Source organism: Aeromicrobium phoceense (assembly GCF_013868155.1).
In the GTDB taxonomy this organism is placed as follows: Bacteria; Actinomycetota; Actinomycetes; order Propionibacteriales; family Nocardioidaceae; genus Aeromicrobium; species Aeromicrobium phoceense.
The window spans coordinates 394,074-406,556 of the sequence record NZ_JACEOG010000002.1; the positions used below are offsets into that span (position 1 = coordinate 394,074).

Sequence of the window (12,483 nt, forward strand, 5' to 3'; positions counted from 1 at the left end):
CGTAGACTGCTCGCGACCTCGAACCCGTTTGCCGCAAGGAACCCGTGTCGACCTCGCCCGCCTCGATCCCCACGCGGATCGGCCGACGCCTCGGCCTGAGCGAGCACCGGTGGTTCTGGACGGTCTTCGCCGTGCTGCTCGTCCCGATCGTCGTCTGGTACGTCGCCCGGCACGGCGAGGGCTGGCTGCCGCAGGGCGACGACGCGATGATCGCCATCCGCGCCCATGACGCCTGGTCCGGTCACTGGCCCCTCGTGGGCATGCGCTCGACCAGCGACCAGACCGTCGAGGGCGTCTACGCCTACCACCCCGGGCCGCTCGAGTTCTACGTGATCGGGCTGCCCTACCTGCTGTCCGGCTGGCACGTGTGGGGCCTGCTGCTGGGCTGCGCCCTCGTGACGGCGGCGTTCGTCGGGGTGTCGCTCTGGTCGGGCTACCGCGCGGCGGGCCGCCCCGGACTGCTCGCGATGGCCGGCGCGACGATCACGCTCTACGGGCTGTTCGGATCGGTTCTCGTCCTGCCGTGGAACCCGTGGCCCACCGTCTTCGGGCTGCTCGCGAGCCTGGCCGTGACGTGGCGGATGCTGCTGGGGCACCGGGGCCTGTGGCCGTTGTTCATCGTGTGCGTCAGCTGGACGGGACAGGCCCACCTCGGCGTCACGCCGATCGTCGGCCTGCTGGGCGTGTGGATGCTGCTCCTGACGATCCGGCGCTGGTGGCGGGGGTTCCGCAGCAGGCCCGGCGAGGTCGGGCGCACCCTCCTCGTCGCCTTCGTCTGCTGGCTCGGCCCGATCGTCGAGGCCCTCACGTACTCGCCGAACAACATCGGGGAGATCGCCGCCCTCACCACCGCGGAGAAGACGCAGGACACCTCCGTCGCCGACTCGTGGATCCACGTGACCCACATGGTGTTCCCCTGGCTGCGCCAGTGGCGCGACGCCGAGCAGGTGACGTACCCGGCCGTCGCCCTGCTGGTCGCCGGCGTGGGGGCGGTGGCCTGGCGTTCCCGCGACCACCGTCGCCGGCGCCGCATCGACCGCGACGTCGACATCGCCACGAGCGCCGTGGTGGTCGGTCTGTTCGCCGTGGCGGCCACCTTCTGGGCAGGCACCCGGACCGGTGGCGACCTGCGCATCGTGTACCTCGACTTCACGATGGCCGGGCCGGTCTTCTTCACCGCGGCCCTCACGCTGTGGGCGTTCCACCGCGTCCGGCTGCGGCTCGAGCGCCGTGGCGCCGACGCCGACCGGATCCGTCGATTCACCGTCCTGGCCGCCGCGGGCGCCGTCCTGCTGCCGGCCCTGGGCACCCTTGCCGGGTCGGCCTCGGTCCGCACGTTCGTCGAGGCGGGCAACGAGGTCAACGTCGAGCAGGCGCGGCTGGTGCTCGACGAGGTGGTCCCCGCCCTGCGCGAGACCCCGTACGCCGACCTGCCGGTCGAGGTCGAGGGCGTCGGCTTCACGGCGTGGGGGAGTGTCGGGCCCGCCCTGTCACACCGGCTCGTGGTGGACGGCCGGCCGGTGTACTACGAGTCGTGGTGGCCCAAGTCGGCCGACGACGACCACCGCCGCCCCCGCGACATCGAGGGGACCCGCGTGGTCGTGCGGCTGGAAGAGCGCGCCGGGGACGCTTCGTGGGAGGAGCCCGCGGAGCCGGTGGACGAGACCCTCACGTTCCCGCTGCTGACCGACGAGGACGGCGGCGAGATCCGCGTGCTCCTGTCGGTGCGCGACGACTGAGCGCGGCTACAGGCTCTCGCGCCAGCGGTTCGTGATCGGCACCCGGCGGTCGCGACCGAAGTTGCGCTTGCTGACCTTGGGGCCCGGCGGGTACTGGCGACGCTTGTACTCCGCGCGGTCGACCAGGGTGATGACCTTCTCCACCACGGCGGGGTCGAAGCCCTCGCCGACCACGTCGGCCGAGCCGAGGTCGCGCTCGACGTAGGCGTCGAGGATGCCGTCGAGCACGGGGTAGGGCGGGAGGCTGTCGGAGTCGCGCTGGCCGGGGCGCAGCTCGGCCGACGGCTCCTTCGAGATCGTGTTCGGCGGGATGGGCGGCGTCTGGCCCTGCGACTCGGCCCAGGCGTTGCGCCACTTCGCGAGCTCCCACACGATCGTCTTCGGCACGTCCTTGATCGGCGCGTAGCCGCCGACGGCATCGCCGTAGATCGTGGAATAGCCGGTGGCGAGCTCGGACTTGTTGCCGCACGCGAGGACGAGGTGGTTCTCGGCGTTCGACAGGCCCATCCAGATCACGGCGCGAATGCGGGCCTGGAGGTTCTCCTCGGCGATGCCCTCGAGGTGCAGCGCCTCCTGGTAGGAGTCGAAGATCGGCGCGATGGCGATGGTGCGCACGTCCAGGCCGGTGCGCTCGGCCTGGTCGGCGGCGTCGGAGCGCGAGTGCTCGGTGGACCACGCGCTCGGGTTCGAGACGCCGAACACGCGGTCGGCGCCGAGAGCGTCCACCGCGAGCGCGGCGACCACGGTGGAGTCGATGCCGCCGGACATGCCGAGCAGCACCGACGGGAAGCCGTTCTTCTCGACGTAGTCGCGCAGGCCCAGCACGATCGCCTGCCAGCGCTCGCCGAGGTCGTCCCACCGCTCCGCGATGCTGCCGGTGACGGGCTCGTACGCGGGCAGCGGGTCGCTGCTGATGACCGTGCGCTCGACCAGCAGACCCTCGAACCGTGTTCCGGGCTCGGGCATCTGCGCCGTGGCGGCCTGCAGGTCGAGGTCGGCGATCAGCAGCTCGGGCTCGAACTGCCTCGCGCGGGCCACGACCTCGCCCTGCGCATCGACCACGAGCGAGTCGCCGTCGAAGACCAGCTCGTCCTGGCCGCCGACGAGGTTGGCGTAGGCCACCGCGCACTCGCCCTCGACCGCGCGCCGCGCGCACAGCTCGAGTCGCTCGTCGTCCTTGGCCGCCTCGTAGGGCGAGCCGTTGAGCACGACGAGCAGGCCGGCCTCGGCGGACTTCGCGGCCTTCGAGGGGCCCTCCTGCCAGATGTCCTCGCAGATCGCGATGGCGACGTCGACGCCGTGGACCTGGATGATCTGGGTGCGGTCGCCGGCGACGAAGTGGCGGAACTCGTCGAACACCCCATAGTTGGGCAGGTGGTGCTTGTCGTAGCGGGTGACGACCTTGCCGCCGGTGATCACCGAGGCCGCGTTGACGGGCGCGTTCTTTGGCACCCCGAGGCGGTCGGACACGTCGGTGGCGCGGTCGAGGTGGCCCACGATGACGACGAGGTCGCCCAGGTCCTCCTGCGCGAGGCGCTCGGCCAGCGACGTGACGGCCGACTGCGAGCGCTCGATGAACGACCGCCGGTAGGCGAGGTCCTCGATCGGGTAGCCGGTCAGCACCATCTCGGGCGTGACGAGCACGTGCGCCCCGGCGGCATGCGCGTCGCGCGCCTGCTGCAGGACGAGCTCGAGGTTGCCCTCGACGTCTCCGACGACGGCGTTGATCTGGGCGAGGGCGAGGCGAAGTTGCGGCACGGTTCCCACCCTAGGGCGTGCCGCGGGGCGCAGCCGGGTGGCGGCAAACGGCCGCGCGCGGCTCGCCCGAGCGCGGCCCTACACTGACCGCATGGGTAAGCAGGAGGACTTCGTCCTACGCGCGATCGAGGAGCGGGACGTCCGCTTCGTCCGGCTGTGGTTCACCGACGTGCTCGGCTCGTTGAAGTCGGTGGCCATCGCCCCGACCGAGCTCGAGGGCGCGTTCGAGGAGGGCATCGGCTTCGACGGCTCCGCCATCGAGGGCTTCGCCCGCGTCCACGAGGCCGACATGCTGGCCAAGCCGGACCCGTCCACGTTCCAGATCCTCCCGTGGCGTGGCGAGACGCCCGCCACGGCGCGCATGTTCTGCGACATCGCCATGCCCGACGGCAGCCCGTCGTACGCCGATCCGCGCTACGTGCTCAAGCGTGCGCTGGCGAAGGCCGCCGACGCGGGCTTCACGTTCTACACGCACCCCGAGATCGAGTTCTTCGTCTTCAAGTCCAAGCCCGAGCCGGGCACGCGTCCGGTCGCGGTGGACGACAGCGGGTACTTCGACCACACCGCCCAGGGCGCCAGCCAGGACTTCCGGCGCGAGGTCATCACGATGCTCGAGGCGATGGGCATCTCGGTGGAGTTCAGCCACCACGAGGGCGGCCCGGGCCAGCAGGAGATCGACCTGCGCTACGCCGACGCGCTGTCGATGGCCGACAACATCATGACGTTCCGCACGATCGTGCGCGAGGTCGCGCTGAGCCAGGGCAAGTGGGCCTCGTTCATGCCCAAGCCCTTCACCGACCACCCCGGCTCGGGCATGCACACGCACGTGTCGCTGTTCGAGGGCGACGAGAACGTCTTCTACGAGGCCGGCGCCGAGTACCAGCTGAGCAAGACGGGCCGCGCGTTCATCGCCGGCGTCCTCGAGCACACGCCCGAGATCACGGCCGTCACGAACCAGTGGGTGAACTCCTACAAGCGCCTCGCGTGGGGCGGAGAGGCGCCGAACTACGTGTGCTGGGGCCACAACAACAGGTCCGCCCTCGTGCGGGTGCCGATGTACAAGCCGCACAAGTCCGGCTCGGCCCGGGTCGAGCTGCGCGCCCCCGACTCGGCGTGCAACCCCTACCTCGCGTACGCGCTGATCCTCGCCGCGGGCCTCAAGGGCATCGAGAACAGCTACGAGCTGCCGCCCGAGGCCGAGGACGACGTCTGGTCGCTCAGCGAGAACGAGCGCCGTGCGATGGGCATCGCCCCGCTGCCGCGCAACCTCGACGAGGCGATCCGCACGATGGAGAACAGCGAGCTCGTCGCCGAGACGCTGGGCGAGCACGTCTTCGACTTCTTCCTGCGCAACAAGCGCGCGGAGTGGCAGGACTACCGCTCGCAGGTCACGCAGTTCGAGATCGACCGACTGATGCCGGTCCTGTAAGTCCCGTGACCCGCACCCGCTTCTCGGACCCGGAGACCGCCACCGCGAACCTCGCACGGCTGGGCTCCGTCTCGCCCGAGTTCGTCGACCAGATCGCCGCGGTCGCCGATCCCGACGGCGCGCTCGCATCGCTCGTGGCGCTCGCCGAGACCGACGAGGGGCCGCGGCTCATGGCCGCGCTGGAGGACGACCCCGTCCTGCGTGAGCGCGCGATGATCGTGCTCGGCACCAGCCGCGCGATCGGCGAGTTCTGGCGACGGCACCCCGAGTACGTGCTCGACCTGGTGGGGGAGCGCCTGCTGGAGCGGCTGGCCACCGAGCCCGAGTACCGCGAGTGGCTCGCCGACGTGACCGATCCCGATGCGCTGCGCGTGCGCTACCACCGTGAGCTGGCCGCGATCGCCGCACGCGACCTCAACGCGCACACCACCTTCAAGCAGTCGTCGGCCGAGTTGTCCGACCTCGCGGTCGCCACGCTCGACGCCGCCCTGCGGATCGCCGGCGACGAGGAGGAGGACGCCGACCTCGTCCGCCTGGCCGTCATCGCGATGGGCAAGACGGGCGGCCACGAGCTGAACTACGTGAGCGACGTGGACGTCATCTTCGTGCACGAGCCCGTCGAGGGCGCCGACGAGCAGCGCGCCGCCGCCGCCGCCACGCGCATGGCGGGGGCGATCATCCGGATCTGCGGCGACCACACCGCCGAGGGCACGATCTGGGAGGTCGACCCGAACCTGCGCCCCGAGGGCAAGCACGGCCCGCTGAGCCGCACCCTGGGCAGCCACGTCGCCTACTACGACCGCTGGGCGGTCACGTGGGAGTTCCAGGCGCTGCTCAAGGCGCGGTATGCCGCCGGCGACCGCGAGCTGGCCGAGGCGTACCTCGAGGCCCTGCAGCCGATGGTGTGGAAGGCGGCCGAGCGCGACGACTTCGTGCCCGAGGTCCGCCGGATGCGCCGCCGCGTCATCGAGAACATCCCGGCGGCCCACCGTGACCGCCAGCTGAAGCTCGGCAGCGGCGGCCTGCGCGACGTCGAGTTCGCCGTGCAGCTGCTGCAGCTCGTGCACGGCCGCGTCGACGAGCAGATCCGCAGCCCCAACACGCTCGAGGCCCTGCGGGCGCTCACCGACAAGGGGTACGTCGGACGCCGCGACGGCTCGGCGCTGGAGGAGGCCTACGAGTTCCTGCGTGCCCTCGAGCACCGGATGCAGCTGTTCCGGCTGCGTCGCACCCACCTGGTGCCCGAGGACGTCGACGACCTGCGGCGGATCGGCCGCAGCATGGGCTTCACCACGAACCCGTCCGACAACCTGGTCAAGGAGTGGCAGGCGCACCGGCGGATCGTCAGCCGCCTGCACGAGAAGATCTTCTACCGGCCGCTGCTCGAGGCCGTGGCGTCGCTCCCGGAGGACCGTCTGCGGCTCAGCACCGAGGCGGCGCAGGACCGGCTCGCGGCGCTGGGCTACAGCGACCCGAAGGGCGCGATGGCCCACATCGGTGCGCTCACGTCGGGGGTCACGCGACGGGCCGCCATCCACCGCTCGCTGCTGCCGGCGATGCTCTCGTGGTTCGCGGAGTCCCCGCAGCCCGACGCGGCGCTGCTTGCGTTCCGTCAGATCTCCGAGGAGCTCGGCGACTCGCCCTGGTACCTGCGCAAGCTTCGCGACGAGGGCACCGGTGCGCAGCAGTTCGCGCACATGCTGGCGTCCAGCACGTACGTCACCGACCTGATCCGCCGGGCGCCCGACGCCGTGGCGCTGCTCGGCGATGACGAGGCGCTGGTGCCGCGCGACCTCGACCGGCTCGACACCGAGATGACCCTCGCCGCCAAGCGGCACCAGATCCCGGACGGCGCCGTGCGCGCCGTCCGCCGGATCCGGCGCCGCGAGCTGTCGCGTGTGGCGATGAGCGACGTGCTGGGCCGGCTCGACGTCACCGAGGTCGGCGAGGCGCTGACGTCGATCAACACGGCCACCATCTCGGCCACTCTCGCCACGGCGGAGGCGGCCTGGACCCAGGACCACGACAAGCCGTTGCCGACGCGCAACGCCATCGTCCTGATGGGCCGGCTCGGCGGGCACGAGGCGGGGTACGGCTCCGACGCCGACGTGATGTTCGTGCACGACCCGGTCGAGGGCGCCGACGGCGACGAGGCGAAGGCGTGCGCGCTGTGGGTCGCCCAGCTCATCCGCCAGATGCTCGGTGCCGCGGGCGCCGATCCCGCGCTCGAGATCGACGCCGGACTGCGTCCCGAGGGCAAGAACGGCCCGCTCGTCCGCTCGTTCGACGCCTACGCGGCGTACTACGCCAAGTGGTCGGACACGTGGGAGGCGCAGGCGCTGCTGCGCGCCGAGGCCGCCGTGGGCGATCCCGAGCTGTGCCGCCGGTTCACCGAGCTGATCGACCCGCTGCGGTACCCCGAGGGCGGCCTGTCGGCGTCGCAGGAGCGCGACATCCGGCGGATCAAGGCCCGCGTGGACTCCGAGCGGCTGCCGCGCGGCGCGAACCCGAACACCCACCTCAAGCTGGGGCGCGGGGGACTGGCCGACGTCGAGTGGACCATCCAGCTGCTGCAGATGCAGCACGCCCACCGGGTGCCGGCGTTGCGCACCACGCGCACGATCGACGCCCTGGAGGCGGCCGCCGACGCCGAGATCCTCTCGGCCGAGGACGCCCAGGCCCTCATCGAGTCCTGGCGCTTCGTGACCCGCATCCGCAACGGCGTGGTGCTGTGGCGCGCCAAGCCCGCGGAGTCGATGGTCGAGACCACCGCCGACCGCGTCGGCCTCGCGCACCTCCTCGGCATCGGGCAGGACCACACCGAGGAGATGGTCAACGACTACATGCGGATCACCCGCCGGGCCCGCCAGGTCGTGGAGCGCGTCTTCTACGAGTGACCGCCTGCCCCGAGGTGCAGGGCGGCGGATGAGCGCGGGTTAGCCTGAAGGCATGCTCTCGCGTCTGCTGCTGCCCCTCGTCCTGGCCGTGGGGCTGCTCTCGGCGGCTCCGGCGACGGCCACCGGTCCCACTCCGGTCGCGCCGGCCGTGGCGCCGACCTCGCAGCCGGCGCCCCAGCAGATCGTCGTGCGCGAGGGCCCGAAGGTGAAGGGCACCCACCGGTTCGGCAAGACGCTCACCCGCTCGGTGGGCCGCTACTCCGTCGGAGGCCTGCAGATCCGCACCCAGTGGCTGCGCGACGGCAAGCCGATCAAGGGCGCCACCCGCTGGAAGTACAAGCTCGGCGTGCGCGACGTCGGCCACACGGTGCGCGTGCGGGTCACCGTCAGCAGGCCCGGCTACCGCACCCTCACGCACCGCTCGCCGTGGCGCAAGGTCAAGCACGTGCGCGACGTGCGCCGCACGGTGAAGTACTCGATCGCGACGAACGGCAAGATGACCACGAGCGTCGCGACGTTCAAGCGCCAGGTCGCCGAGATCCTCGACGACCCGCGGGGCTGGCGTGCCGGCGGCATCCGGTTCAAGCGAGTGAAGTCGGGCGGCTCGATGACGATCGTGCTGGCCCAGGCCTCGCGCGTGCCCACGTACTCGAGCGCCTGCTCGTCCACCTGGAGCTGCCGGGTGGGGCGGCACGTGATCATCAACCAAGAGCGCTGGAAGCACGCCTCGCCGGCCTGGAACGCGGCGAAGGGCACGACCCTGCTGGGCTACCGTCACATGGTGGTCAACCACGAGACCGGCCACTGGCTCGGCTGGCACCACAAGTCCTGCGGCGGCAAGGGTCAGAAGGCCCCCGTCATGATGCAGCAGTCGAAGGGCCGCAACGGGTGCACGTTCAACCCGTGGCCGAAGCCGTCGGAACGCAACGTGCCCCGGTACCGCTGAGGCACCGGGGCACGAGCGACGTGCGGATCAGCTCATGATCGACGCGCAGGTCTCGTCCTTCTCGAACGCCTTCTTCAGCCCCTCGTCGCTGGCGCTGAGCTCGGCGAGCGGTCCTTCGTAGCTCGACGACTCGGCCAGTGACTCGCTGACCTGCAGCAGGGTCGCCTGCATCTGGTCGGCGCTCGCCGTGCTGGCCGCCTTGAGGTTCTTGATGACGCCCTGGAGCGTCTGGGCGCCCGTGTCGAGCGACTTCTTCGCCTGGTCGTAGGCGGCCGCGTCGACCTCCGGGGGAGTCCCGGCGTCCTGCAGCACCTGGGCCTGCGCCTCGAGCCGGTCGCGCAGGGTGCGCAGGAAGGTCATGATGGCCTCCTTCGACTCCGCCGCGCTGCCGTCGGTGGCGGGCGGCTCGACGGGCGCCGTGGTCGGCTCGAGCGCCTGGCACAGCGACTGGGCCCACTTCTCCTGGGGAGTCGCCGCGGCCGCTTCGGGCTCGTCGCTGGAGCCGGTGCAGCCGCCCAGCACGAGACCCGCTGCCGCACCGGCGAGCATCAACCGGATGGTCCTGTTCATGGTGTTGCCTTCCGATCGGAACGAGGGAGGGCCCCACCGCGGCTGCGGCAGGACCCTCCCCGGTGTTCAGTTGATGATCACGCAGCTCACGGAGCGAGCGTCGCGGTCAGCTTGTTGCCCGGACCCGAGGCGAAGAGCGACAGGATGTCGTTCAGCGGGCCACAGCCCTGCAGCTTCGCGATCGAGTAGGTGCTGGTGACCGTACCGCCCGCGAGCGGGTCGAAGCGGCCGTTGGACGCCAGGCGGATGTCGGACGGCTTCGACGTCTGGCACTTGGTGCCGCCGCCGAGCTTCAGACCGAACGACTTGATCGAGGTGATCTGGATGTTCACCTTCGAGTCGGCGGTCAGCTGGCCGGTGGAGAGGTTGATGCCACCGTTGGTCTTGCCCACCGAGGTGAAGGCGAGGTCAGCGTCGACCGGAAGGAAGCCGAGAGCCTTCAGCTTCGCCTTGGTGTTGTCCAGCGTCAGATCGGCGACGAACTGGCCGGTGGCGAGGTTGAAGTCAGCCGCGACCTTGCCGTTCAGCGGGGCGGTGCCGTTGCCGGCCTTGATGGTCGTGCTGCCCTTGAGCTTGAACGGCACCTTGATGACCGGGTCCGGGGTCGGCTCCGTGGTCGGCTCCGTGGTCGGTTCCGTGGTCGGCTCCGTGGTCGGCTCCGTCGTCGGCTCCGTGGTCGGCTCCGTCGTGGGCTCCGTGGTCGGCTCCGTGGTCGGCTCCGTCGTGGGCTCCGTCGTGGGCTCCGTCGTCGGCTCCGTGGTCGGCTCCGTGGTCGGCTCCGTGGTCGGCTCCGTGGTCGGCTCCGTCGTGGGCTCCGTGGTCGGCTCCGTCGTGGGCTCCGTGGTCGGCTCCGTCGTGGGCTCCGTGGTCGGCTCCGTCGTGGGCTCCGTCGTGGGCTCCGTGGTCGGCTCCGTCGTGGGCTCCGTGGTCGGCTCCGTCGTGGGCTCCGTGGTCGGCTCCGTCACGCCGATCGAGCCCAGCGCCAGGTCGGCGGGGCCGTTGCAGGCGAGGGTCGACGGGATGGTGGAGTTGTCGGCCTTGAAGATCGTCGCGGTGATGTTGAACGAGGCCGGCATGCCGATGACGACCGAGTCGACCGCGTAGTCCGGGGTCGTGATCGGGGGAACGAGTCCGGTGGCGGGGATGAGCCACGGCTCGTTGGCCACCTGCGGGATCGGCGTGCGGGGCGCACCGAGGTTCGGGATGGCGATCGTCGTGGTCTGTCCACCCGTGGTCAGGGTGACGGCCGAGTTGGTGGACGCACCCGAGGCCTCGCGGCCACCGAGCAGCAGCGCGGTGGACTGGCGGAGCAGCTCCGGCATGGTGAGGGTGATGTTCACGGGGGTCTCGGGGATCACCTGACCGGGGGTCACGGTGTCCGGGACGCTGGTCGACGCGAGCACGCCGATGTCCTGGATGCCGAGGTTCAGTCCGCCGGCGACGACCTCACACTTGTAGAGGAAGTTCTTCTCCAACGTCACGTCCGCAGCGCTCGCGCTGGCGGCTCCAATCACACTGATGGCCCCGGCGCTGAGGGCTGCAGCTGCCCCTGTTGCCAGGACCTTTCCGGTCTTCGTCATCTTCTTCACAAGGGTGTCCTTCTTTGGGAGTTGAGCCGACGCGTCGAGAGCGCGAGAGGTGCCCTCGTGAGAGCCGGCTGTGACAGACACCACACAACCTAGAGCCACGAAAACGAAAGTGCAACTAGTGGTTACAAAGTCAGTGACCACTTACGTCACACCCGCCACACAACCCGGTTGGCCCCTGGAATGACGGTCGAAACTCTGGGTCACATACACGACAGAGCGCACCGAATCAGTGATTCGGTGCGCTCTGTGGCGGGGTCGGGCAGGCGTCAGGCAGCCTGTGCGGCCTCCTTGGCCTCGCGCTTGGCGCGGCGCAGGGCCTTCGACTCGGGGGACTTGCCCACTTTGTACGGGTCGGACGGCTTCTTGGAGTAGATCGCCAGCTGGCGCGCCACGCTCATGAGCTGCTTGGACAGCCGGCCCTCGTTGTAGCGCAGGCCGTACTTCTCGACGAGACGCTGCACGTCCACCTTGACCTCGCGGTAGCGCCGCGCCGGGATGTCGGGGAACAGGTGGTGCTCGATCTGGTGGCTGAGGTTGCCGGTCATCACGTGGAAGGGCTTGGAGCCGGAGATGTTCGCCGACCCGAGCAGCTGGCGCAGGTACCACTGGCCGCGGGTCTCGTTCTGCGCGTCCTGCTCGTCGAACGTCTCGACGTCGGCCGGGAAGTGACCGCAGAAGATCACCAGGAAGGTCCAGATGTTGCGGATCAGGTTGGCCGTGAAGTTGGCTCCGAGCACCGCGAGAGGGGCCCACCAGCCGACGAACGGGATCGCGGCGCAGGCGATGACCGGGTAGACGACGTAGTCCTTGAAGAGCTGGCGCCGGACCTTGACGTAGGCGCGCTTCTTGCGGGCGACGAACTCCTCCTTGCTCATCTTGCCGCCGAGGTACTCATCGAGCTCGATGCCGTGGTACATCACGCCCCACTCGAAGAAGAGCATGAGCAGGAACGCCAGCGGGAGGTTGAACCGGTGGTTCGGGTACCACGGCTGGCCATCGTCGATCCGCAGCAGGCCGTAGCCGATGTCGCGGTCCATGCCGTGGATGTTCGTGTACGTGTGGTGGATGAAGTTGTGGCCGTGCTTCCAGTCCTGCGCAGGGGCCACGTTGTCCCACTCGTAGCGCTTGCCGTCGATCATCGGGTCGTTCATCCAGTCGTACTGACCGTGCATGACGTTGTGCCCGATCTCCATGTTCTCGATGATCTTCGAGAGCCCGAGGAAGATGACGCCGGCGATGAAGGCGGGCGGGAAGATCGGCAGGAAGATGCCGATGCGGCCCAGCACCTCGAACCATTTCTGCACGCGGATGACGCGACGGATGTAGTCGGCGTCCTCCTGGCCGAGGTTGTCGAGCACGCGCTGGCGCACGGCGTCGAGCTCCTGGCCGAACTCCTCGAGCTGCTCGTACGTCATGAGGTCGAGGCCGACCGTGGACTTGCGGTTCGGGTCATACGCGTCGACCAGGGGGACGGGCGCCTGGTTGTGGGCCGAGGCGCTGAGCGGCTCGATCGGCGCGTGCTTCGTGCGCTGGAAGAGGGACATGTTCTTCTCCT

The 12,483-nt window shown here is 70.2% G+C and carries 8 protein-coding genes; 4 read left to right on the top strand and 4 right to left on the bottom strand.

Going from position 1 to position 12,483, the window contains the following annotated elements; all coding sequences use genetic code 11:
- Positions 1-44: 44 nt before the first annotated feature.
- Complete coding sequence (locus tag H1W00_RS15265) at positions 45-1,739, top strand: hypothetical protein (RefSeq protein ID WP_181756660.1); 1,695 nt, start codon at positions 45-47, stop codon at positions 1,737-1,739.
- A 6-nt stretch (positions 1,740-1,745) separates the two neighbouring features.
- Here H1W00_RS15265 and H1W00_RS15270 read toward each other — a convergent pair whose 3' ends face one another.
- Complete coding sequence (locus H1W00_RS15270; RefSeq protein WP_181756661.1) at positions 1,746-3,497, bottom strand: NAD+ synthase; 1,752 nt, start codon at positions 3,495-3,497, stop codon at positions 1,746-1,748.
- A 91-nt stretch (positions 3,498-3,588) separates the two neighbouring features.
- Here H1W00_RS15270 and H1W00_RS15275 point away from each other — a divergent pair, with 91 nt between their 5' ends.
- Genes H1W00_RS15275 through H1W00_RS15285 form a run of 3 tightly spaced genes read left to right on the top strand, consistent with a single transcriptional unit; the run spans position 3,589 to position 8,769 of the window.
- Positions 3,589-4,926 (top strand): glutamine synthetase family protein, encoded by a 1,338-nt coding sequence (locus H1W00_RS15275; RefSeq protein WP_181756662.1) that lies wholly within the window; start codon positions 3,589-3,591, stop codon positions 4,924-4,926.
- 5 nt (positions 4,927-4,931) lie between these two features.
- The gene (locus tag H1W00_RS15280) at positions 4,932-7,823 is read left to right on the top strand and encodes a bifunctional [glutamine synthetase] adenylyltransferase/[glutamine synthetase]-adenylyl-L-tyrosine phosphorylase (protein ID WP_181756663.1); all 2,892 of its coding nucleotides are present in this window, start codon (positions 4,932-4,934) and stop codon (positions 7,821-7,823) included.
- 52 nt (positions 7,824-7,875) lie between these two features.
- Complete coding sequence (locus tag H1W00_RS15285) at positions 7,876-8,769, top strand: DUF3152 domain-containing protein (protein ID WP_181756664.1); 894 nt, start codon at positions 7,876-7,878, stop codon at positions 8,767-8,769.
- Positions 8,770-8,796: 27 nt separating this feature from the next.
- Here H1W00_RS15285 and H1W00_RS15290 read toward each other — a convergent pair whose 3' ends face one another.
- From H1W00_RS15290 to H1W00_RS15300, 3 genes are all read right to left on the bottom strand, one after another.
- Positions 8,797-9,339, bottom strand: a complete 543-nt coding sequence (locus H1W00_RS15290) for a hypothetical protein (protein ID WP_181756665.1) — start codon at positions 9,337-9,339, stop codon at positions 8,797-8,799.
- 86 nt (positions 9,340-9,425) lie between these two features.
- Positions 9,426-10,820, bottom strand: coding sequence for a DUF6801 domain-containing protein (locus H1W00_RS15295; RefSeq protein ID WP_181756666.1), 1,395 nt, complete (start codon positions 10,818-10,820; stop codon positions 9,426-9,428).
- A 374-nt stretch (positions 10,821-11,194) separates the two neighbouring features.
- Complete coding sequence (locus H1W00_RS15300; RefSeq protein WP_181756667.1) at positions 11,195-12,472, bottom strand: fatty acid desaturase family protein; 1,278 nt, start codon at positions 12,470-12,472, stop codon at positions 11,195-11,197.
- Positions 12,473-12,483: the final 11 nt, after the last annotated feature.